This window comes from Enterobacter cloacae complex sp. 2024EL-00227, from assembly GCF_043945315.1.
Lineage (GTDB): Bacteria > Pseudomonadota > Gammaproteobacteria > Enterobacterales > Enterobacteriaceae > Enterobacter > Enterobacter roggenkampii.
Map to the genome: position 1 here is coordinate 92,446 of NZ_JBIMQP010000004.1, position 20,351 is coordinate 112,796.

Sequence of the window (20,351 nt, forward strand, 5' to 3'; positions counted from 1 at the left end):
GGAGATCTCCATGGACGATTGCGGCCCGTGCCGCCCTGAACGCGTATTGCGCATAACGGCAAAACCACCGTTATGCGCAGGTCTTTTACAGCGATTTTTTCAGGCGTCGAATCGCTTCTATCAGCTGCTCATCCGTTGGGGTGACGAATGACATGCGCAGCGTTGTCTGGTCCGGCTCGTTGCAGTAGAAAAATTCGCCCGGCACAAAGACTACGCCGTTGCTTAAGGTTTTTTCCAGCCAGCGGGTAGTGTTCATGCCGTTGTTCATTTTCGCCCACAGGAACATGCCCCCCTTCGGCTTGTGGAACGACATCACGTCGCCCAGCTCGGCTTCCAGCTCCGTGGCGAACGTCCGGTATTTCTGGCGATAGGCCTCGCGGATCGTTTTAATCTGATCGGCCAGACGGCCGGTCTTCAGGTACTCATATGTCATCAGCTGCGACAGCGTGCTGGTGTGCAGATCGGTGGTTTGCTTAAGGTTCACCACCGCGCGCTTCAGCCACTCCGGTACCACCACCCAGCCCACGCGGGTACCCGGCGCGAGGATTTTAGAGAAGGTGGAGGTATACACCACGTTCTCTTCGTTGCCGATATCTTTGGCATGGGCAATTAACGGGCGGAAGACGTCATCGGTATAGTTAATTTCGCTGTACGGATCGTCTTCGATAATCACGAAGTCATAGCGCTTCGAGAGTGCCACCAGCTGTTTACGGCGCGCCTCAGACAGCGTAACGCCACCTGGGTTACCAAAGGTTGGAACGATATAGACCGCTTTGATGGTTTTCTTTGCCACCAACGCCTCAAGTTCATCGACCTTCATGCCGTCACCGTCGGTGCCGACGGATTCAAAGTTGGCCTGCGCCAGGCCAAAGACCTGCAGCGCAGCAAGATAGGTTGGACGCTCAACGACAACCGTATCGCCCGGATTAATTAACGCGCGCGCCAGCACGTCCAGAGATTGTTGAGAGCCGGAGGTAATGACGACATCATCGGCCTTACAGGTGATGCCGCGCCCCTCGCAGATGCGTTTAATTTCTTCGCGCAGCCCCGGCACGCCTTCCGTCAGGCCATACTGGAATGCTTCCCCAAAATGCTGCGATAAGACGGCATCAGAGGCAATTTTCAGCCCTTCGCGATCGAACAGGTCCGGGTTTGGGATACCCCCACCCAGCGAAATCACGCCCGCCATTTTGCTATGTTTTAATAATTCACGGATGGCAGAGGATTGCAGGCCCTGCGCGCTGCGGGCGAGTTTGTTTGCAGACATTCTTTGATTACCTTCTTTTTTATATTGTGCCCAATCTTAGCAGAATATGGGCAATAAATTCCGTCAGCTTAGGCAGCGGCCGCAAATCCTGACGCCACAATAAATGCACCGGCCTCGGCGCGGGCGTGAACGGTTCCATTACCCGAACCAGCCTGCCGGTTGCCAGCTCTTCCGCCACCAGCACCTCCGGCTGCAGCAACAGCCCCGCCCCCGCGCGCGCCGCCATGCGTAAGCCATAGCCGTCATTGCATCGTAAAACGGCATCGCGCTTCCAGCGCACCTCCCCTTCCACGCCCGGCAGCCGCCACTCGTTGCGCGCGGTCCACACCGTGTGCGAAAGACAGAGGTGATCCACCAGATCGTCTGGCGTTTGCGGCGTGCCGTGTTGCGCTAAATAGTCCGGCGCGGCACAGATCACCATGTTGTAGGGGCACAGGTATTTCGCCACCAGATCGTCGTTATGAATGTCGCCAATGCGAATGGCCAGATCGACGCCCTCTTCCACCAGATCGACCATCCGGTTAGTCAGATCCAGCTCGATGCGTACCTCCGGGTAGCGCTGCAAAAAGGTTGCCGTCAGCGGGGCGATCGCGCAGCCGCCAAACGACGTAGGCGCCGTGACGCGCAGGGTGCCTGACGGCGTGGCACGCAGCCGTTCAACCGCGCTTTCGGCAATCGACACCTGCTCCAGAACCCGTCGGGCTTCTTCAAAATAGACGCGTCCGGCATCCGTCAGGCTCTGGCGGCGCGTGTTACGCTCCAGCAGTCGGGTGCCCAACTGTGCTTCCAGCAGCGCAACGTATTTGCCCACCATCACCGCCGACATCTCCAGCCGCGCCGCCGCGCCGGTGAAGCTGCCGCTTTCCACCACGGCAATAAACGTCTCCATGCTGCGAAGCTTATCCATATTCCAAACCTCTGGTTAGCAATCTTCTAACTTTAGCCCAGTTTATCCGACTTTTAATTTATTAAAGAATGAAGGCTCACAACATAAGGAGTCGGCTATGAAAATCGTCATTATTGGTGCCAGCGGTACGGTCGGTCGTGCGGTAACGGATGAGCTGAGTCGTCGCCACGAGGTCATCCGCGTGGGCCGCACGCAGGGCGACGAGCAGGTAGATATCACCTCGCAGGCGAGCGTTCAGGCGCTGTTTGAGAAAATCGGCCAGGTGGATGCCATTGTGTCCGCCAGCGGCGGCCTCTACTTCGGCCCGCTCGCGACCATGAAGGACAGTGACTTCAACCAGGGCCTGCAGGATAAGCTGCTCGGGCAGGTGCGCCTGGCGCTGACCGGCCAGCACTACCTGAACGAAGGCGGCTCGATTACGCTGATAAGCGGGATCGTGGCGCACGAGCCGATTGCGCAGGGGGTAAATGCCACCACGGTGAACGCGGCGCTGGAAGGGTTTGTTCGCGCCGCAGCCTGCGAACTGCCGCGCGGGATCCGCATCAACCTGATTAGCCCAACGGTGCTCACCGAATCGGTCGACACGTACGATGGCTTCTTCCCGGGCTTCGAAAGCGTGCCTGCCGCCACGGTGGCGCAAGCCTATCGTCGCAGCGTGGAAGGCGTGCAGACCGGGCGGGTGTACAAGGTCGGCTACTGAGCCTTGCGGGCGGCGATCAGCACCAGCATCGGGCGCTCCGCCTCTTCGGCCAGCGCGGGCCAGGCGTCAATCTGCGCCTGCGTTGGCCCCCATTCGTTGACGTTGCTTATCGTTAATCCGGCCTTAATCAGCGCGTTAAGCGTGGTGCCGAGCGTGCGGTGGTATTTGATCACCCCGTCCGCCAGCCAGTTGCTGACGCGCTGGCCTTCGTCCTGATAATGATTCACGCCCCAGAACCGCTCGCCGTTATCATCGGTCAGCCAGCCCTGACGCGAGGCGCAGGTGTAAATCGGGTGCTCCATGGAAAAGACCAGCCTCCCGCCGGGCTTGAGCGCGCGCTGAACCCTGGCAAATAACGTGTCCAGTTCCGGAAGGTAATGCAGCGCCAGCGAGCTGTAGACGAGGTCGAGGCTGCTTTCGTCGAGCTTGAGAGCGTCCAGATCGCTGCGCTGATAGTGAATCTTTGGATCCGCCGTAAGCTCCGCTGCGCGGGCGAGCATCTTTTCGGAGATATCAACGCCCGTGACCTCAGAGGCGCCCAGTTCGCGCGCGGCGCGGCAGAACCAGCCGTAGCCGCAGCCGAGATCGACAACCGATTTACCGGTTAAATCCGGCAGCATGGCCTTAAGCGCGGGCCACTCCGGCGCACCGTCCAGCCCCTGCACCGAGCGCGGAAGCTGAGCGTAGCCTTCAAAAAACGCCGGGTTGTCGTAGATGTTTTGTGCCATGGCAGATCCCTCTTTAATAATGTGACGCCCAGTATAAAACATTGCCGGGTGGCGCTGCGCTTACCCGGCCTACGATTTGAGGGGTTCAGTAGGCCGGGTAAGGCGAAGCCGCCACCCGGCTCGCTTTTAGCCCACCGTACCCCAGACCAGATTGCCCTTATGGAACGTCGCGGTGCGCGGGGAGATGCGCGCCACCGCCTCGGCGGAACAGGAGGCGTCCACCAGCACAAAGCTGGCGTCGTCCTGCGCTTTCGGCCACACGCGTTCACCTTTGTCGTTCAGCGGCAGCACGTCGCCGGTCGCAATTCCCAGCGCGCGGGAGAGCGTCTGCTCGTTCGGGCGGATGTAGAGCTGGGCGTAGAGATTCGCTTTTTCCAGCATGTCCCCCAGACCGTACGGCGACCAGTGGTCGATTACGCTGTCGGTGCCGGTCATCACAAACACGCCCTTGTCCCGCAGCTGCTTCAGCGGCATATGCAGGGTGCCAATCGGCACGGTGGAGGCGATAGTCACCTGCTGCGCCGCCATGCGGGTAGCAATCTCATCCACCTGCTGCTCGTCGAGCGTGGCCAGCGCGAAGGCGTGGCTGATGGTCAGCTTGCCCTTCAGTTGCGGGGTTTTCTCCACGGTTTCGACCATGTAGTTCACCGCCGCCACGCCCGCCGGGCTGGTTTCGTGCAGGTGAATGTCCACCCCTTTGTCGTAGTCCAGCGCAATCTGGAACATCAGATCGAGAGATTTCTCCATCGCGCCGTCGACGTTGGTCGGGTCCAGCCCGCCCACGTAGTGCGCCCCGGCCTGCATCGCCTCGCGCATCAGCTTTTCGGAATTCGACAGCAGCAGGCCGTGCTGCGGAAAGGCAACGATCTCGCAGTCAAATCCGGGCTTGCGGCGCGCCAGCACCGCCTGCAGGTTTTCGAGATTCTTCAGGCCGGAAACCGGCTCTATATTGCAGTGGCTGCGGGCGAGGGTGGAGCCTTTTGACTGGATCAGGTCGATCAGCTTTTCCGCACGCTCCTGGGTGTAGGGCTGGAGCTCAGGCAGCAGCTTCTGTTCCAGGCGGATCATATCCTGAATGGTGGTGCCCGCCGGGCGGTTGAGGGAACGCCACGGGCCGCCGTAAAAGGTTTTATCCAGGTGGATGTGCATGTCGCGCATTGCCGGGAGCATCAGCGTGTTGCCCGCGTCGTAGTGCGGCAGCGTGGCGTCGTCGTGGCGCTTGTTGTCGCGCAGGGCGACGATCTTCCCGTCTTGAATCTCCAGCGTTTTCAGCTCGGTGCGGGTGCTCGTCGCCACGTTGCCGTCAAAATTAAACCCGGCTTCGAGCAGCACGTTGTCCAGATAGTAATGTTTCGCGGTGATGGTCATCGGTTTACCCGTCTCGCAGGTTGGTTTTGCGGAGTCGGCAGCATACGCGACGGAACCGGTCGCGCCAAACAGCGCGCAGGCGGTGACCATTTTGCCGCTCTGGCTGATAAATTCACGGCGGCTTTTATTTTCACTCATCTTATCTTCCTTCATTCACAATATGGGTACCGGTTTCTCCGCGCAGCGCGGCGGGCAGGCAGTCCGGCGAGGTGATGATCACGCGCTTGCCGCCGTGGTGTAAAAACGCCAGCGAGGCGACGATTTTGGGTAGCATGCTGCCCGCCGGGAAATGGCCCTCGTCTTTGTAACGCGTCATCTGCGCCACGCTCACCGTGTCCAGCGCCTGCTGGTTTGGCTTGCCAAAGTGGATGCACACCTTCTCCACGCCGGTGGTGATCACCAGCACGTCGGCGCGGATCTCGCGCGCCAGCAGCGCGGTGGAGAGATCTTTATCGATCACCGCGTCGACGCTCTGGTAATCGCCCTGCTCAGTGCGCACCACCGGAATCCCGCCGCCGCCCGCGCCAATCACCACAAAGCCTTTTTGCGTCAGGGTCTTGATCGCATCGGCCTCGACAATGCGCAGCGGCTGCGGGGAGGCCACCACGCGACGATATCCCCGGCCCGAATCCTCAACAAAGTGCCAGTCCGGGTGCGCGCGCTGCAGCTCGTCGCGCTGCGCCTCGCTGAAGAACGCGCCGATCGGCTTCGTGGGGTGCGTGAAACCGGGATCGTTTTTATCCACCTCCACCTGCGTGACGACCGTGACCGCTTTTTGCTCCCCGCGCGCGGCAAGGCGGTTGTTCAGCGCCTGCTGAATGAGGTAGCCGATGCCGCCCTGGGTGTCCGCCACGCAGTTTGCCAGCGGGGTCAGCGGGAGCCCTTCCCGCTCGTGGGCGATTTCGGCGCGGCGCAGATCCAGCCCCACCTGCGGACCGTTGCCGTGGGTGAGCACGATGTCATAGTCGGAGGCCAGCATTTCGAGCACCGACTCTGCCACCGCTTTAACCGCCTGCGCCTGATGTTCAATCGACTGGCTGGCGTTGTCTTTGATAATGCTGTTGCCGCCGATGGCAACGACCATAAGCTCTTTCATACGTGTTCCTTCGCAACAGTACCCGACGCAGCGCTCGTCACTTCCCGGCTGTCGAGAAAATGCTTCACCACAAACATGCCGCCCATCATCAGATACGCGGTGACGAACATCAGCGAACTGCCTTCGGCAAAGCCCACCACCGGCGCGTGGATCACCCCGAACAGCGCCAGCAGTGCCCCGCCCGCGGCAGCCACGGCGCCGCGCAGCGGTTTATTGATGATGGCGAAAATGGCGATACAGCCCCAGAGCATACTGGCGAGCGGTGCCCCGTTCCCCAGATGGACGAGTCCTTCGTAGTAGATCCCTTTGCTGTGCAGCACATCGGTACCGATTTTGGCGGCATTCGTGCCCGCCGCCCCCATCACGCTGTTCATCATGGTCAGCGCCCAGTTGGCGATCCACGGGAACAGGCAGATGAAGATCACCGGCACTTCCACCTTCGGCGTTTCCCTCACCACCTGGTTGGCGGTGACCACGCCGATAAACACCAGAATCGGCACGATGGCGGTCATCGGGATGATGGCGAGCATAAAGGCTCCCAGCCCGAACAGCGGCACGATGAACATGGTCACGCCGGAAGCCAGGGTGTAGCCGATGCTCGCGCCCATCGCTTTCCAGCCGGGATGGCCGACGTAGACCGTCACCGGGAACGGGTTGCCCATCAGGCAGCCGAGCATGGAGGCCAGACCGTTCGCCAGCATGACTTTACGCGTCGGGTATTCATCCCCCGCCGCGTGAGCGCTTTCGATGTTCTCCAGGTCAAAGATGTAGTTCGCCAGCCCCAGCGGCACGGCAGAGGCCAGATACGGCAGCGCATGCGGCAAGCCCTGCAGGAAGCCCTCCACATGCACCTGCGGCGGGTTAAAGCCGAACGATGACATGGAGGCTTTGATCGCTTCCGGGCTTTGCAGACCGGAGATCCACGCCAGGGCCGTACCGGCAATCAGCAACAGCAGACCGGTCGGGATTTTGGCGAAAATCGGCTTTTTACCGAACCAGTTGATGAAGATCAGCAGCAGGACGATGAACGACACGGTCGGCGCTTCGAACGCCTGCAGCATCGGGTTCATCGCCAGCAGCAGCAGGCCCAGGCCGGAGAGGCACGACAGCAGCACGGTGCGCGGGATCATCTTGCGGATGGTTTCACCGAGGAACGAACCGCCCGCCAGGATCATCGCCTCCACGAAGCACCACACCAGGCCAATCTGAATCGCGAACTCCGCATCGCCCGTTTGCTGATAGACCGGCATCAGCACCAGGAAGGTCACGGTAAAAATGGACGGCGCGCTGGGGCCGGACGGCAGCGCGGTGACGTCCGTACGCCCGGTCTGGCGCGCCATCTGCATGCCGAACCACGCATAGCAAATACTCGCGGCCAATACCGCCAGCCCGAAGGCTGGCGCAATGCGTCCATAAACAATCTCCTTCGGGATGCCGACGACAAAAATGAGCAACCCCATCATGGTCAGCAGATTGGTCAGGTTGTTGGTCATCAACCCGAAATACGCCGCCCAGTCACCTCTTTTCCACTCCAGTTTCATGTTTTTCATGGATGCATGCCTTATAAAAAGTAGCGATCGCGGAAGGTCAACAGCGCCTTTTCAAAACAGCTAAACGGCGGGTGAACGATGCCCGCCCCAATCATGCCGATGCCCGCGTCTTTGTGGGCAATGGCGGTATTAATGACCGGCAGAATGCCGCTGCCCGCGACCTTCGTGATGTCGATGGCGGTCGGGATCCCCATAAAGGAGAGCAGCGGAATGGTGACGTTCGGGTTTTCGCCAAGGGTGATTTCGCGCATCTGACGGGAGAAGTCGATGGCTTCCTCCACCGTGCCGCCCACCAGCGCCACGATTGCCGGCGCCGTCGCCATCGCAAAGCCGCCGATGCCGTAGGTTTCGGTGATCGCGCTGTCGCCGATGTCCAGCCCGGAATCCTCCGGCTTATAGCCAGCGAACATTGGGCCAATCACCTGCTGCGCCGGGCCGGTGAACCACTGCCCCGGCAGGCCGGAGACGCGCAGGCCGAACTCGTAGCCGTTGCGCGCCATGGTGGTCACGACGGTGCTGTATTCAATGCCGTGGGCGGCGTCCAGCGCGGCTTTACACATCGCCATCCACGTCGGGCCGGAGAAGTAGTCGCTGCTGGCGACAAACTCGAACACCTCGCGCTGCTGCTCAACCGGATAGCCCGCCTGGATCAGCCCCGGGGTCAGCGCCTGGATCAGCAGCGTGGTGCCCGCATTGTTGCGGTTGTGGCACTCATCGCCCATGTGCAGCGCCTGGGCCAGCATCAGGCGCAGGTCGATTTCGCCGATAATCTTCATCGCGTCGCGCAGCATCGGGCCGAGCACGTCGCGCATCCAGTTCAGGCGATCGATGACGCTCTGGTCGTTGGCGCCCATGCGCAGGATCTTCGCCATCTGCTCGCTGAGGTTGGTGAACGCGCGGTTGCCGTAGGTTTTGTTCTCCACGATGTGCATAAACATCGACGCGGAGGTGACGCCCGCCATCGAGCCCACGCAGTCGTGCTCGTGGCACGGCGAGAAGGCGATCTCCCCTGAGGCGGCAAGCCGTGCCGCGTCGTCCAGATCTTTCGCCAGACCTTCAAACACCAGCGCCCCGGTGACCGCGCCCTTCATCGCGCCGCACATGTTTTCCCAGGAGACTGGCGGACCGGCGTGCAGAATGGTGGTGCGGGTCATCCCCGGCACAACGTTAATCGCCTGGTCATAGCCCACCAACACCGGATGGGACAGGATAATGCGCTCAAGGGCGATTTGGTTGGCGGCGGCGATCTTCTCCGCCAGCGGTTTTTCCGCCAGCTGGTCGAGCGCTTCCACCACCTGCATATTGCCCTGCCCCGGTGGCGTCCAGTCGAGCGGGGTCACGGGTACGTGCTGCTTTTTAAGATCGTCGCTGAACATCGCAATGCCGACGTTAATGACGTTCAGCGGCTGGTTGAATAAGGTGGTCATTATGCGTTCTCCCCTTTGCAGACAAATTCGCGTGCCAGTAATCCGGTATTGGTGCTGCTGCTGGCCCAGATGACGCCTGCGTCGGTCAGCCGCTGGCACTGCTGCGCCAGCGACTGCGGATCCTGGTCGGTGCCGAGCACGTAGCCGAGGATCTCAAGCGGACGGTTATCGGCTTTCGCGATGGCCTGCGCCTCTTTGATCGCCTCGATCATCACCCCTACCGGATCCTCGTGCGCGCCGAAGCCCAGCACGAAGTCCATCACGATGACGCCCACTTCCGGATCGCGCGCCTCCTGCAGCAGGCGGCTGATGCGGTTGGTCGGGTCGATCATCGGGTGCGGCTTGCCGTTGGTGAACTCATCGTCGCCAAAGTCGAGGAAGGTATGGGCTTTACTGACGCTTATGTCGCTCAGGCGCTTAGCCGGATCCGGCTGGATGTTGCTGTAGACGTCGTCGAATTTCGCAAGCGCCGCAAACATCGCCTCGTCGCACAGGGTGCCGCCGCAGAACAGGCCGCGAATGTACTTCTGCTGCGGGGTCAGGCGGGCGCGCACTTCTTCAATCAATGGCCAGTTGAGCGGGTGCAGATCGAGGGACTCTTTTTTGATGCCGGTAAGCAAAACGGCCTTGAGCGCCGCCTCTTTGGTGCCGCGCGCAAACTGCAGGCCGTCTTCATCGGCGGGCGGTTCATTGCGCCCGAGGAAGCAAACAACCACCGGCTTGCGGCAGGCTTTGGCGCGGGCCAGCACCTTCTCTGCCACGGCTGGCGCCGGCGGCTTGGAGATCAGCGCAATCACCTCTGTGCCCTCGTCGGCTTCCAGCATGTCGATGGCGTCGAGCATCATCAGGCCGCCGATCTTCTCGCTAAGATCGCGCCCGCCGGTGCCAATCAGCTGCGACACGCCACCGCCGAATTCATGGATGCGCACGCTTAGCTCCTGGCTGCCGGTGCCGGACGCGCCGACGATGCCAATCGGCCCGCGACGCACCGCGTTGGCGAAGCACAATCCCGCGCCGTTGATGATGGCGGTGCCGCAGTCCGGCCCCATCATCAGCAGCCCTTTCTTATGCGCCAGCTGCTTCAGCGCCAGCTCGTCGTCGAGCGACACGTTATCGGAGAAGAGCATCACGTTGAGATCGTGTTCCAGCGCCTGGCGCGCTTCGCGGGCAGCGAAGGTGCCGTTGACGGAAATCACCGCGAGGTTGCTCTCCGGGCGATGTTTTTTGGCGCTGGCAATCGTCGCGTAGCGCGCTTCATGGGAGCCCGCGGGCTCTTTACGCGTAAACAGCGCTTCGATGGCCGCCAGGGTTTCATCATTTGCCGCGTCGCCTTTAATGACGATCATCAGGTCGCCGTTTTTCGCCTCATTTAATTCCGGCGTTAACAGCCCGAGGTTTTTTAATACGCCCTTATTCATCTCCGTCGCCATGGCGACAAAGGCCTGCTCGACGCCCGGCAATTTATTGGCTTTGGTGGAAACGGACATTAATGACACGGAGTCATAATACGTATTCTTTTTAATCACGATTTTCGTTGGCATTATTTGCACCTGTTTACGGATAAAAGGAGGCCGCCGTCGTGCAAAATGCACGTCGGTAAAAATGCTTTTTTAAATTAGCGGCCAGCCGGAACGGGCTGACCGGTCGTGTTACGCGCCCGCCGCCAGCAGCAGGTCGGCAATCTCAGTGAAGCCTTTCTCCCGCGCCAGTTCGAGCGGGGTTTTGCCGTATTTGTCGGTCATGTGCGGGTTCGCGCCGTGATCCAGCAGCAGCTTCACAATCTCTTGCTGTTTCGCACCGCCGTCGTTTAACACAATGGCTTCCAGCAGCGGCGTCCAGCCGACAAAGTTGGTGTGGTTAACGTTAATGTCGGTTTTTTCCAGCAGCTCGCGCACGATCTCCACGTGCCCTTTTTCACTGGCAGGGGTAATGCCCACGCCGCCGAAGCGGGTAAGGCGGTCGAGATCCGGATTCGCGGGTAATACCAGCCGCAGGAGGGTTAAATCGTTCGTCAGGCAGCTGATCAGGAAGGGGTTAAAACAGGTCTGGTCCTGTTTATCAATATCTGCCCCGGCGGCAATTAATAACGCCACGCAGGAATAGTGTTTTTTCAGGCTGGCAATCGTAACGGCGGTTCTTTTCTGGCGGTTAGTGGCGTTAATATCCACGCCTTTTTCCAGACAGGCTTTTAGCGCATCGCTATTTCCCTCTTCTGCCGCCAGCAGAAATTCCGTAACCAGTTCAGTTGCAGACATATTCAGACTCCCGATGTTTTATTGCTCTTGACCCGAGAATAGCAACAGCCTGGTCATAAAAGAATCCGCTTAAAAATGATTCATCGACAGTGAATTCATTGTTGAGATAAATTCAACAGTCAGGATAAAACGTGCGTCCGTGCAACCTTTTTCTTATGTTTAACCGCTTTTTAGCGCCTCAGGCTGCATTATTCGTATGGTTGAAAAAGCCTTGCATGACGGGGCCCTGCGTAAAGAGTCAGAACTGTGATCGGCTTCAAATGTGTTGTAAAGGCGTTGTTAAAATATGTTCAAAACTGATGACTGAGGAAGCTGTGATATGAATTCCATCTTTACCGAAGAGAACCTGCTGGCCTTCACCACCGCCGCACGCTTCGGCAGCTTCAGCAAGGCGGCTGCCGAGCTGGGCGTCACCACCTCCGCCATCAGTTACACCATCAAGCGGATGGAAACCGGGCTGGACGTGGTGCTGTTTGTGCGTAACACGCGCAGCATTGAGCTGACCGAGTCCGGGTTCTACTTTTACCGCAAAGCCACCGACCTGCTTAACGACTTCCACGCCATCAAGCGCGGGATTGATACCATTTCACAGGGCATCGAGGCGCGGGTGCGCATCTGTATCAACCAGCTGTTATATACGCCGCGCCATACCGCGCGGCTGCTCCAGGTGCTGAAAAAACAGTTTCCGACCTGCCAGATCACCGTCACCACCGAGGTCTACAACGGCGTGTGGGATTCGATCATCAATAACCAGGCCAATATCGCCATTGGCGCACCGGACACGCTGCTCGACGGCGGTGGGATTGACTACACCGAGATCGGCGCCATCCGCTGGGTGTTTGCCATTGCGCCGGCGCATCCGCTGGCGTTCGTTCCGGAACCGATAGCGGAGAGCCAGCTGCGCCTGTATCCCAACATCATGGTGGAAGATACCGCACACACCATTAACAAGAAGGTGGGCTGGCTGCTGCACGGTCAGGAGGCGATTCTGGTGCCGGACTTTAATACCAAATGCCAGTGTCAGATCCTGGGCGAAGGGATAGGTTTTTTACCGGAGTATATGGCGCGGGACGCGGTGGAAGATGGGCTGCTGGTGACGCGGCGTATCAATAACCCGCGTCAGGATTCGCGCATGCTGCTCGCCACGCAGCATGCCGCGACAGGCCAGGTCACGCGCTGGATCAAACAGCAGTTTGGTCCAGCGGGGGTGCTGACCGATATCTATAGCGATTTACTGTGGCGCGCTTAGCTTTTGCTCTGTACCCAAAACGCGTGTATGAGGCCGGGGAAGTAGCCCAGCAGCGTCAGAAGAATGTTGATGATAAACGCCCAGCCAAGCCCTTTGCCCAACAGCACGCCCAGCGGCGGTAGCAGGATGGTAAAAACAATACGCCAAAAACCCATATTAAAACCCCGTGCAAGCTAATCCATTGAAAATAATAGAGAGAACCCTTTCTAAGCATAGCCAGTTTACCTGTCTGCGCCAGATCCCTGCTCCGCGTTTACCCTCTTTTACGCTTTTTACGCTGGCGTAAGGCGCACAATTACTTTAGCATTGCCTTAATTAAGTAAACGCTAAAGTACTATGACTGAACTCGAACAGCTTCAGGCCAGCGCAGAGCAGGCCGCAACGCTTTTAAAAGCGATGAGCAACCCGCGTCGGCTGCTGATCCTCTGCACGCTGTGCGGCGCCCCCGGCACCAGCGCGGGGGAGCTGGCCCGCGCGACGGGCCTGAGTCCTTCCGCCACGTCGCAGCATCTGGCGCGCATGCGTGAGGAAGGCCTGATCGCCAGCACCCGCGAGGCGCAGCGCATTCTCTATTTCATTAAAAACGACGCGGTGCATCAGCTCATCAGCACCCTGAAAACCCTTTATTGCCCGTAAGGAGCCGCCATGTCACTTCCCCTTCTTTCGCCGCGCGAGGCCAATGCCCGCATCGCCGATGGCGCAAAACTGATTGATATTCGTGATGCCGACGAGTACGCCCGCGAGCATATTCCCGCCGCGCAGTCCGTGCCGCTGAATACCTTACCCGGCGGACTTAAAACGCAGGCGGGCGAAACGGTGATTTTTCACTGCCAGTCTGGCGCCCGCACCTCAGGCAATGCCGATCGCCTTGCGCAGGCGGCCGCCCCCGCTCAGGCATTTGTGGTCGAAGGAGGCATTCAGGGCTGGAAGCAGGCGGGTCTGCAGACAGTCGAAGACAAAACCCAGCCGCTGCCGCTGATGCGTCAGGTGCAAATCGCTGCCGGGCTGCTCATTCTCTGCGGCGTAGTGCTGGGCTATAGCGTCTCAGACGGCTTTTTCCTGCTCAGCGGCTTCGTGGGGGCCGGGCTGCTGTTCGCCGGTGTAACCGGTTTTTGCGGCATGGCGCGGCTGCTGAAGGTGATGCCCTGGAACCGGCGTACCTCATAAGCAGTAATCGGTGAAATACGCTGTACCCGGTGTCATACGTGGGCTAAGGTGAAGATCGCTAAAACGATGAGGAGGTAATATGTTTTCTGTCGGTGATTATGTACAACCGCGTAAAGGCGGCCCGAAGCTGAAAGTGCTCGAAGTGAACGGTGAAAGCGTGGTGGCGGTACAGGCCAGCAATGAACAAGGCGAGAAATATACCCTGAAAGCCGCCGAGCTGGCGCCGTATACCGAAGACGGTGATTTCGGCGTCTGCTGAAAAGAGTGCCGGGCGGTATGTTCCGCCCGGTTCACGCATTAGATCAGAAAATCATCCAGTGATTTCCCCTCTGCCAGCGCGCTGGCAATAGGCTTCGGCGTACGGCCCTGGCCGGTCCACGTTTTCTCTTCACCGTTCTGGTCAATAAAGCGGTATTTCGCTTCACGCGGCTTACGCTTTTTCGTGGATTTACCCGTCTGCGCCAGTTCAGAGCCCAGCAGATCGGTCGGTGAAATACCATCGGCTTTCATCCGCTCCAGCAGAGCATTAATTTTCTCCTGCTGCTCGGCTCTCTGCTGCTCTAATTCCGCCAGCTCACTACGTTTCTCTTCAGCAACGACCCTGACTTTTTCCAGCATTTCCTCAAGAACGTCCAGGGATAATTCGCGTGCCATGGCGCGCAGAGTTCGGATATTATTAAGATTCTGTAACGTCAAAGACATATTATTTGAAAACCTTTTGTTTAGGGTAAATAGATAAATCACCGACAGAATAATTCATTTCCGCTGAAATATCTACCCGCAGGCTGGCCAGTCAATAGCGTAAATATGTTTACTGTCGCCGTTAATATTATCTTATAACGTCTGAGCGATACGCAGGGATTCAATCATCACTGCAATATAAAGGGTCAACCTTAATCAAAATTTCAGCATTCTTCGCTCCCCACAAAAGCACTGACTCACCTTTCAACATCAAGATAGTTAAGCCAATGATTTAAAACCAAAAATCATCGCACGAGACAGATTATAACGAAGCGAACAAAAAACCATCAATTTTAGAGAATTTTGTGGACAAAACGCGATTAAATAAAAATTAATCACTAGTTGTTACTTCAAACGTAGAGATATACGCTATACACGTCAAACAAACCAACCTAAAGCACTAACCGCTTCGGGAAAATCGTTTCTTTTGTGTTCTTCTCAAGGAGTTCAGACATGTTCTCACCGCAATCACGCCTTCGCCATGCTGTGGCGGATACTTTCGCGATGGTTGTTTACTGTTCCGTTGTGAACATGCTGATCGAAATATTCCTCTCCGGAATGTCCTTCGAGCAGTCACTTTCTTCTCGTCTGGTGGCGATTCCGGTCAATATTATTATTGCCTGGCCTTACGGTTTATACCGCGATGCCGTCATGCGCTTCGCGCGGCGTGTCAGCCCCGCAGGCTGGGTGAAAAATCTGGCAGACGTTCTGGCCTATGTGACGTTCCAGTCGCCGGTTTACGTGGCCATTCTGCTGACGGTGGGCGCGGACTGGCACCAGATCGCGGCGGCGGTCAGTTCGAATATTGTGATTTCAATGCTGATGGGGGCGGTATATGGCTATTTCCTCGACTACTGTCGCCGCCTGTTTAAGGTCAGCCAGTACAGCCAGGCTAAAGCGTGATGTGAAGCGACTGGCGCAGGCCAGTCGCAAATTTACTGTACGTCGCCAAACAGTCCCTTCAAAAACCGTTCCAGCGCCATACGCGAGCTGAAACCATGCGGAATACCATAATGCTCATGCGTCTCTCCGCCTAAATAGAGCGGAAATTGCTGATAATGATCGCAGGTTTTAATATCCGAGGCAGGCTCAGCAAATGACAGACTTCTGTCTTTCAACGTCGGGTGAATAATGAGAGCGGTACGTCCCATTCTTGCTTCACGATTAACGTAAACATAATTCTCGCCACGGCGATATCCATACGCTTTTGGCGTCACCTCATCCATGGTGAATCCCTCTTTTTCAAGAACGCGTGCCACCTCGTCAGGTCGTAAATACATATCTTTTCCTCGTTATCTTTTCCTGCCCGGCAACCTTACAGTATTCAGCATTAGCAGGGCTTTCAGAATAGTCCATAAACTGGCGGATATCGCGTGATGCGCTTCAGATATTAAATTTCTGAACTAAACTGAACGGGAACACAAAATTACGGAGGATCGTATGTTTAACAGACCGAACCGAAACGATATTAACGACGACGCTCAGGATATTCGTAATGATGTCAGCCAATTAGCAGACACGCTGGAAGAGGTGCTGAAATCCTGGGGAAGTGACGCGAAGGACGAAGCGGATGCCGCAAAACGTAAGGCTCAGTCTCTGCTCCGTGAAACCCGCGCACGCCTAAATGGCCGCACGCGTACCACACAGGCTGCCTGCGATGCCGTCAGCTGCGCAACGACCTTCGTGCGCGAAAAACCGCTCTGCACGCTCGGCACGGTAGCGGCAGTCGGGATCTTCGTCGGCGCTCTGCTTAGCCTGCGTAAGTAAGCGCGAGCCATTAGCCCCGGTCGCCGCTGGCGCCGGGGCTTTTTAATGCCCGCAAGCCTGAAAAACCCGTACAACACCCCCTGCCCCGCTGTGCTCATCATCAGGGCATCATCAATCTAAATTTCCCATATCTTGTATGGTTGAAACTTAAGACAACTACATCTAGTATTCCTTTTAGCAAGATACACACAACCTGACGCGATGATTCGCGCCGCTCTCTCATTTTAAATGGAAATACGAATCATGAGCATTATTATTTACACTCGTAACGATTGTGTTCAGTGCCACGCGACCAAACGGGCGATGGAAAGCCGCGGCGTGGCGTTTGAGATGGTGAATATTGACCAGCAGCCCGAGGCCGCCGATACCCTTCGCGCGCAGGGTTTCCGTCAGCTTCCGGTGGTGGTGGCCGGGGAGACCAGCTGGTCTGGCTTCCGTCCGGACATGATCAACCGCATCGCCGCGCAGGCCGCACGGGCATGATTCGGCTGGTCTTCTTCTCCAGCAGCTCGGAAAACACGCTCCGTTTTATGGAGCGCGTCGGGCTGCCTGCGGTGCGCATTCCCCTTAACGAGCGGGAGCGCATCCGGGTAGGAGAACCGTACATTCTGGTGGTGCCCAGCTACGGCGGCGGCGGTACGGCGGGCGCTGTGCCTCGCCAGGTGATCCGCTTTCTGAACGATCCGCATAACCGCGGGCTAATCCGAGGCGTGATCGCGGCGGGCAATCGCAATTTCGGCGATGCCTTTGGCCGCGCCGGAGATGTCATCTCTCAAAAATGCGGCGTGCCGTATCTCTATCGCTTTGAGCTGATGGGGACGCAGCAGGACGTCGAAAACGTGCGTAAAGGAGTGAACGAATTTTGGCAACGACAACCGCAGAACGGGTAATACAGGCGACGCCGGATTACCACGCATTAAACGCGATGCTTAACCTCTATGACCGGGAGGGACGCATTCAGTTTGATAAAGACCGTGAGGCGGTGGACGCCTTTTTTGCCGCCCACGTGCGGCCCAACAGCGTGACCTTCGCGAGCCAGGATGAACGTCTCGACCACCTGGTTAACGAAGGTTACTACGACGCACGCGTCCTCACCCGCTACGCACGCGCCTTCGTCGTGAAGCTGTTTGAACGCGCCCACGCCAGCGGCTTTCGTTTCCAGACGTTCCTTGGCGCGTGGAAGTTCTACACCAGCTACACCCTGAAGACCTTCGACGGTAAGCGCTACTTAGAAAGCTTTGAAGATCGCGTGGTGATGGTCGCGCTGACCCTGGCGCAGGGCGATGAAGCGCTGGCGCAACAGCTCACCGACGAGATCCTCTCCGGCCGCTTCCAGCCCGCCACGCCGACCTTTCTCAACTGCGGCAAAGCCCAGCGCGGTGAACTGGTCTCCTGCTTCCTGCTGCGCATTGAAGATAATATGGAGTCGATAGGCCGCGCGGTGAACTCGGCGCTGCAGCTCTCCAAACGCGGCGGCGGCGTGGCGTTTATGCTCTCGAACCTGCGTGAAGCGGGCGCGCCGATTAAGCGCATCGAAAACCAGTCCTCCGGCGTGATCCCGGTCATGAAGATGCTGGAAGATGCCTTCTCCTACGCCAACCAGCTTGGCGCGCGTCAGGGCGCGGGCGCGGTTTATCTGCACGCGCACCACCCCGACATTCTGCGTTTCCTCGATACCAAGCGCGAAAACGCCGACGAAAAAATCCGCATAAAAACCCTGTCGCTGGGCGTGGTGATCCCGGATATCACCTTTAAGCTGGCTAAAGAGAATGCCGACATGGCGCTCTTCTCGCCGTATGACGTCGAGCGGATTTACGGCAAAGCCTTTGGCGACGTGGCGATAAGCGAGCTGTACGACGAGCTGCTGGCAGACGATCGCATCCGCAAAAAAACCATCAACGCCCGCGATTTCTTCCAGACGCTTGCCGAAATTCAGTTTGAGTCCGGCTATCCGTACATCATGTACGAGGACACGGTGAACCGCGCAAACCCGATTGCCGGACGCATCAACATGAGCAACCTGTGCTCGGAGATTTTGCAGGTCAACAGCGCCTCCCGCTATGACGAGAATCTGGACTACGCGGAGATCGGCAAAGACATCTCCTGCAACCTCGGGTCGCTGAATATCGCCCACACCATGGATTCCCCCGACTTTGGCCGCACGATAGAAACCGCCATTCGCGGGCTGACGGCGGTGTCGGACATGAGCCACATCCGCAGCGTGCCGTCCATCGAGGCGGGCAACGCCGCGTCGCACGCCATTGGCCTCGGGCAGATGAACCTGCACGGCTACCTGGCGCGGGAAGGCATCGCCTACGGCAGCCCGGAAGGGCTGGACTTCACCAACCTCTATTTTTACACCGTCACCTGGCACGCGCTGCATACCTCGATGATGCTGGCGCGCGAGCGCAACCAGCGTTTCGCGGGCTTTGAACAGTCGCGCTACGCCAGCGGAGAGTATTTCAGCCAGTATCTGGAAGGCGACTGGCAGCCGAAAACGGCGCGAGTAAGGGAGCTGTTTGCCCGCGCCGGGATCGTTCTGCCGACGCGCGAGATGTGGCAGCAGCTGCGTGATGACGTGATGCGCTACGGCATCTACAACCAGAACCTGCAGGCGGTGCCGCCAACCGGCTCTATCTCCTACATCAACCACGCCACGTCGAGCATTCACCCGATCGTGTCGAAGATTGAAATTCGCAAAGAAGGCAAAACCGGACGCGTTTACTACCCTGCCCCGTTTATGATCAACGAGAACCTGGCGCTGTATCAGGACGCATACGAGATTGGCCCGGAAAAAATCATCGATACCTACGCCGAGGCGACGAAACACGTGGATCAGGGGCTGTCGCTGACGCTGTTCTTCCCGGATACCGCCACCACGCGGGACATCAACAAAGCGCAGATCTACGCGTGGAAGAAAGGTATCAAGACGCTCTACTACATTCGCCTGCGCCAGCTTGCGCTGGAAGGCACCGAAATCGAAGGCTGCGTGTCCTGCGCGCTGTAAGGAGAAAGGATGAAACTGTCACGCGTGAGCGCCGTTAACTGGAACAAGATCCAGGACGAGAAAGATCTGGAAGTGTGGAACCGCCTGACCAGCAACTTCTGGCTGCCGGAAAAGGTCCCGCTCTCCAACGATATTCCGGCCTGGCAAACCCTGAGCCACACCGAGCAGCAGCTAACGATCCGCGTCTTTACCGGCCTGACGCTGCTGGACACCATTCAGAATACCGTTGGCGCACCGGCTCTGATGGGTGACGCGCTGACGCCGCACGAAGAGGCGGTGATGTCGAACATCAGCTTTATGGAGGCGGTGCACGCCCGCTCCTACAGCTCGATTTTCTCCACGCTGTGCCAGACCAAAGACGTGGACGCGGCCTACGCCTGGAGCGAAGCGAGCGAGTCGTTACAAAGAAAGGCGGAGCTGGTGCTGACGTATTATCGGGCCGACGAGCCGCTGAAGAAGAAGATCGCCAGCGTGTTTCTGGAATCATTCCTCTTCTATTCTGGCTTCTGGCTGCCCATGTACTGGTCAAGCCGCGGCAAGCTCACCAACACCGCCGATTTGATTCGCCTCATCATCCGGGATGAAGCGGTGCACGGGTATTACATCGGCTATAAATATCAGAAAGGGCTGGAAAAGGTCAGCGACGCGGAGCGCGAGGAGCTTAAAGGGTTTGCGCTCGATTTGCTGATGGATCTGTACGACAACGAGCTGAGCTATACCGAGGAACTGTACGCCGGCACCGGCTGGGAGGAGGACGTGAAAGCCTTCCTCTGCTACAACGCCAACAAGGCGCTGATGAATCTCGGCTACGACGCGCTGTTCCCGCCGGAACTGGCGGAGGTTAACCCGGCGATTCTCTCCGCGCTGTCGCCCAACGCCGACGAAAACCACGATTTCTTCTCCGGGTCGGGTTCGTCGTACGTGATGGGCAAAGCGGTGGAAACCGAGGATGAGGACTGGGATTTTTAATGAACGTTAACGTTCGTTAATTTAATATAAACCCAACAATTTCCTCTCCAATATTTACAAAGCAACTACACTGTCATTTCCGTGCCCTATTCGCCTGAATCACCCGATTCAGGCGAAATTCCCCGATGCCGCAGCAAAAAATTGAGAAAAATT

23 protein-coding genes are annotated in these 20,351 nt (G+C 58.0%); 11 read left to right on the forward strand and 12 right to left on the reverse strand.

What is annotated here, in order from left to right:
• Positions 1-85: 85 nt before the first annotated feature.
• Positions 86-1,267 (reverse strand): PLP-dependent aminotransferase family protein, encoded by a 1,182-nt coding sequence (locus tag ACHH0Z_RS08995; RefSeq protein WP_045408761.1) that lies wholly within the window; start codon positions 1,265-1,267, stop codon positions 86-88.
• A gap of 19 nt (positions 1,268-1,286) precedes the next feature.
• Complete coding sequence (locus tag ACHH0Z_RS09000) at positions 1,287-2,174, reverse strand: LysR family transcriptional regulator (RefSeq protein ID WP_025912359.1); 888 nt, start codon at positions 2,172-2,174, stop codon at positions 1,287-1,289.
• Positions 2,175-2,271: 97 nt separating this feature from the next.
• Here ACHH0Z_RS09000 and ACHH0Z_RS09005 point away from each other — a divergent pair, with 97 nt between their 5' ends.
• Positions 2,272-2,874 carry a short chain dehydrogenase gene (locus ACHH0Z_RS09005; protein WP_025912360.1) on the forward strand — a complete coding sequence of 201 codons (603 nt, stop codon included), beginning with the start codon at positions 2,272-2,274 and terminating at the stop codon, positions 2,872-2,874.
• On the opposite strand, the gene ACHH0Z_RS09010 is transcribed toward ACHH0Z_RS09005, so the two are convergent.
• From ACHH0Z_RS09010 to ACHH0Z_RS09040, 7 genes are all read right to left on the reverse strand, one after another.
• Positions 2,868-3,602 carry a bifunctional 2-polyprenyl-6-hydroxyphenol methylase/3-demethylubiquinol 3-O-methyltransferase UbiG gene (locus tag ACHH0Z_RS09010; RefSeq protein ID WP_045408755.1) on the reverse strand — a complete coding sequence of 245 codons (735 nt, stop codon included), beginning with the start codon at positions 3,600-3,602 and terminating at the stop codon, positions 2,868-2,870. The genes ACHH0Z_RS09005 and ACHH0Z_RS09010 overlap by 7 nt on opposite strands.
• Before the next feature lie 126 nt (positions 3,603-3,728).
• Complete coding sequence (locus ACHH0Z_RS09015) at positions 3,729-5,108, reverse strand: amidohydrolase family protein (protein ID WP_045408753.1); 1,380 nt, start codon at positions 5,106-5,108, stop codon at positions 3,729-3,731.
• A gap of 1 nt (position 5,109) precedes the next feature.
• On the reverse strand, positions 5,110-6,066 hold the full coding sequence (locus tag ACHH0Z_RS09020; protein ID WP_045353532.1) for a carbamate kinase family protein: 957 nt from the start codon (positions 6,064-6,066) through the stop codon (positions 5,110-5,112).
• Positions 6,063-7,616 carry a hypothetical protein gene (locus tag ACHH0Z_RS09025; protein ID WP_008502557.1) on the reverse strand — a complete coding sequence of 518 codons (1,554 nt, stop codon included), beginning with the start codon at positions 7,614-7,616 and terminating at the stop codon, positions 6,063-6,065. The genes ACHH0Z_RS09020 and ACHH0Z_RS09025 overlap by 4 nt, the downstream gene beginning before the upstream one ends.
• 11 nt (positions 7,617-7,627) lie before the next feature.
• Positions 7,628-9,043: a DUF1116 domain-containing protein gene (locus tag ACHH0Z_RS09030; protein ID WP_045408751.1), complete on the reverse strand. Its 1,416-nt coding sequence runs from the start codon at positions 9,041-9,043 to the stop codon at positions 7,628-7,630.
• Complete coding sequence (gene fdrA / locus ACHH0Z_RS09035) at positions 9,043-10,584, reverse strand: acyl-CoA synthetase FdrA (protein WP_045408749.1); 1,542 nt, start codon at positions 10,582-10,584, stop codon at positions 9,043-9,045. The genes ACHH0Z_RS09030 and fdrA overlap by 1 nt, the downstream gene beginning before the upstream one ends.
• 108 nt (positions 10,585-10,692) lie before the next feature.
• A complete protein-coding gene (locus tag ACHH0Z_RS09040) occupies positions 10,693-11,298 on the reverse strand; it encodes an ankyrin repeat domain-containing protein (protein WP_008502560.1) in 606 nt (201 codons plus the stop codon).
• A gap of 319 nt (positions 11,299-11,617) precedes the next feature.
• Between ACHH0Z_RS09040 and ACHH0Z_RS09045 the strand changes: the two genes are divergently transcribed.
• Positions 11,618-12,547 (forward strand): LysR substrate-binding domain-containing protein, encoded by a 930-nt coding sequence (locus ACHH0Z_RS09045; protein ID WP_008502561.1) that lies wholly within the window; start codon positions 11,618-11,620, stop codon positions 12,545-12,547.
• Here the strand turns inward: ACHH0Z_RS09045 and ACHH0Z_RS09050 are convergent.
• Entirely contained in the window at positions 12,544-12,702 is a 159-nt protein-coding gene (locus ACHH0Z_RS09050; protein ID WP_008502562.1) for a YqaE/Pmp3 family membrane protein, read from the reverse strand. The two genes, ACHH0Z_RS09045 and ACHH0Z_RS09050, sit on opposite strands and share 4 nt — an antisense overlap.
• A gap of 181 nt (positions 12,703-12,883) precedes the next feature.
• Here ACHH0Z_RS09050 and ACHH0Z_RS09055 point away from each other — a divergent pair, with 181 nt between their 5' ends.
• The 3 genes from ACHH0Z_RS09055 to ACHH0Z_RS09065 all read left to right on the forward strand — a co-directional run bounded on the left by ACHH0Z_RS09055 (position 12,884) and on the right by ACHH0Z_RS09065 (position 13,973).
• On the forward strand, positions 12,884-13,183 hold the full coding sequence (locus ACHH0Z_RS09055; RefSeq protein ID WP_008502563.1) for a helix-turn-helix transcriptional regulator: 300 nt from the start codon (positions 12,884-12,886) through the stop codon (positions 13,181-13,183).
• A 9-nt stretch (positions 13,184-13,192) separates the two neighbouring features.
• Positions 13,193-13,714, forward strand: coding sequence for a rhodanese family protein (locus ACHH0Z_RS09060; protein WP_023344777.1), 522 nt, complete (start codon positions 13,193-13,195; stop codon positions 13,712-13,714).
• Positions 13,715-13,793: 79 nt separating this feature from the next.
• Positions 13,794-13,973 (forward strand): hypothetical protein, encoded by a 180-nt coding sequence (locus tag ACHH0Z_RS09065; RefSeq protein WP_008502565.1) that lies wholly within the window; start codon positions 13,794-13,796, stop codon positions 13,971-13,973.
• Positions 13,974-14,011: 38 nt separating this feature from the next.
• Here ACHH0Z_RS09065 and stpA read toward each other — a convergent pair whose 3' ends face one another.
• Complete coding sequence (gene stpA / locus ACHH0Z_RS09070) at positions 14,012-14,416, reverse strand: DNA-binding protein StpA (RefSeq protein WP_008502566.1); 405 nt, start codon at positions 14,414-14,416, stop codon at positions 14,012-14,014.
• Positions 14,417-14,908: 492 nt separating this feature from the next.
• Between stpA and alaE the strand changes: the two genes are divergently transcribed.
• Positions 14,909-15,358 carry an L-alanine exporter AlaE gene (alaE, locus tag ACHH0Z_RS09075; protein WP_023294397.1) on the forward strand — a complete coding sequence of 150 codons (450 nt, stop codon included), beginning with the start codon at positions 14,909-14,911 and terminating at the stop codon, positions 15,356-15,358.
• A 32-nt stretch (positions 15,359-15,390) separates the two neighbouring features.
• Here the strand turns inward: alaE and ACHH0Z_RS09080 are convergent, their stop codons facing one another.
• Complete coding sequence (locus ACHH0Z_RS09080; protein WP_008502568.1) at positions 15,391-15,735, reverse strand: DUF2002 family protein; 345 nt, start codon at positions 15,733-15,735, stop codon at positions 15,391-15,393.
• A gap of 160 nt (positions 15,736-15,895) precedes the next feature.
• On the opposite strand from ACHH0Z_RS09080, the gene ACHH0Z_RS09085 reads away from it, so the two are divergent.
• From ACHH0Z_RS09085 to nrdF, 5 genes are all read left to right on the forward strand, one after another.
• A complete protein-coding gene (locus ACHH0Z_RS09085; protein ID WP_008502569.1) occupies positions 15,896-16,222 on the forward strand; it encodes a DUF883 domain-containing protein in 327 nt (108 codons plus the stop codon).
• 243 nt (positions 16,223-16,465) lie between these two features.
• Entirely contained in the window at positions 16,466-16,705 is a 240-nt protein-coding gene (gene nrdH / locus ACHH0Z_RS09090; RefSeq protein WP_008502570.1) for a glutaredoxin-like protein NrdH, read from the forward strand.
• Positions 16,702-17,112 carry a class Ib ribonucleoside-diphosphate reductase assembly flavoprotein NrdI gene (nrdI, locus tag ACHH0Z_RS09095; protein WP_045408746.1) on the forward strand — a complete coding sequence of 137 codons (411 nt, stop codon included), beginning with the start codon at positions 16,702-16,704 and terminating at the stop codon, positions 17,110-17,112. The genes nrdH and nrdI overlap by 4 nt, the downstream gene beginning before the upstream one ends.
• A complete protein-coding gene (gene nrdE, locus ACHH0Z_RS09100; RefSeq protein WP_023344779.1) occupies positions 17,085-19,229 on the forward strand; it encodes a class 1b ribonucleoside-diphosphate reductase subunit alpha in 2,145 nt (714 codons plus the stop codon). Before nrdI ends, nrdE begins: the two co-directional genes overlap by 28 nt.
• A gap of 9 nt (positions 19,230-19,238) precedes the next feature.
• A complete protein-coding gene (gene nrdF / locus ACHH0Z_RS09105) occupies positions 19,239-20,198 on the forward strand; it encodes a class 1b ribonucleoside-diphosphate reductase subunit beta (protein ID WP_023344780.1) in 960 nt (319 codons plus the stop codon).
• The last annotated feature ends 153 nt before the right edge of the window (positions 20,199-20,351 follow it).

Excerpts from the sequence above, each read along its gene's own strand:
- ACHH0Z_RS09050 (WP_008502562.1), bottom strand. The coding sequence starts at position 12,702 with ATGGGTTTTTGGCGTATTGTTTTTACCATCCTGCTACCGCCGCTGGGC.
- nrdH (WP_008502570.1), top strand. The coding sequence starts at position 16,466 with ATGAGCATTATTATTTACACTCGTAACGATTGTGTTCAGTGCCACGCG.
- fdrA (WP_045408749.1), bottom strand. The coding sequence starts at position 10,584 with ATGCCAACGAAAATCGTGATTAAAAAGAATACGTATTATGACTCCGTG.
- ACHH0Z_RS09055 (WP_008502563.1), top strand. The coding sequence starts at position 12,884 with ATGACTGAACTCGAACAGCTTCAGGCCAGCGCAGAGCAGGCCGCAACG.
- ACHH0Z_RS09000 (WP_025912359.1), bottom strand. The coding sequence starts at position 2,174 with ATGGATAAGCTTCGCAGCATGGAGACGTTTATTGCCGTGGTGGAAAGC.
- ACHH0Z_RS09085 (WP_008502569.1), top strand. The coding sequence starts at position 15,896 with ATGTTTAACAGACCGAACCGAAACGATATTAACGACGACGCTCAGGAT.
- ACHH0Z_RS08995 (WP_045408761.1), bottom strand. The coding sequence starts at position 1,267 with ATGTCTGCAAACAAACTCGCCCGCAGCGCGCAGGGCCTGCAATCCTCT.
- ACHH0Z_RS09060 (WP_023344777.1), top strand. The coding sequence starts at position 13,193 with ATGTCACTTCCCCTTCTTTCGCCGCGCGAGGCCAATGCCCGCATCGCC.
- ACHH0Z_RS09030 (WP_045408751.1), bottom strand. The coding sequence starts at position 9,043 with ATGACCACCTTATTCAACCAGCCGCTGAACGTCATTAACGTCGGCATT.
- nrdF (WP_023344780.1), top strand. The coding sequence starts at position 19,239 with ATGAAACTGTCACGCGTGAGCGCCGTTAACTGGAACAAGATCCAGGAC.
- ACHH0Z_RS09065 (WP_008502565.1), top strand. The coding sequence starts at position 13,794 with ATGTTTTCTGTCGGTGATTATGTACAACCGCGTAAAGGCGGCCCGAAG.
- ACHH0Z_RS09080 (WP_008502568.1), bottom strand. The coding sequence starts at position 15,735 with ATGTATTTACGACCTGACGAGGTGGCACGCGTTCTTGAAAAAGAGGGA.
- ACHH0Z_RS09040 (WP_008502560.1), bottom strand. The coding sequence starts at position 11,298 with ATGTCTGCAACTGAACTGGTTACGGAATTTCTGCTGGCGGCAGAAGAG.
- ACHH0Z_RS09020 (WP_045353532.1), bottom strand. The coding sequence starts at position 6,066 with ATGAAAGAGCTTATGGTCGTTGCCATCGGCGGCAACAGCATTATCAAA.
- ACHH0Z_RS09045 (WP_008502561.1), top strand. The coding sequence starts at position 11,618 with ATGAATTCCATCTTTACCGAAGAGAACCTGCTGGCCTTCACCACCGCC.
- ACHH0Z_RS09015 (WP_045408753.1), bottom strand. The coding sequence starts at position 5,108 with ATGAGTGAAAATAAAAGCCGCCGTGAATTTATCAGCCAGAGCGGCAAA.
- ACHH0Z_RS09025 (WP_008502557.1), bottom strand. The coding sequence starts at position 7,616 with ATGAAAAACATGAAACTGGAGTGGAAAAGAGGTGACTGGGCGGCGTAT.
- alaE (WP_023294397.1), top strand. The coding sequence starts at position 14,909 with ATGTTCTCACCGCAATCACGCCTTCGCCATGCTGTGGCGGATACTTTC.
- nrdI (WP_045408746.1), top strand. The coding sequence starts at position 16,702 with ATGATTCGGCTGGTCTTCTTCTCCAGCAGCTCGGAAAACACGCTCCGT.
- ACHH0Z_RS09005 (WP_025912360.1), top strand. The coding sequence starts at position 2,272 with ATGAAAATCGTCATTATTGGTGCCAGCGGTACGGTCGGTCGTGCGGTA.
- stpA (WP_008502566.1), bottom strand. The coding sequence starts at position 14,416 with ATGTCTTTGACGTTACAGAATCTTAATAATATCCGAACTCTGCGCGCC.
- ACHH0Z_RS09010 (WP_045408755.1), bottom strand. The coding sequence starts at position 3,602 with ATGGCACAAAACATCTACGACAACCCGGCGTTTTTTGAAGGCTACGCT.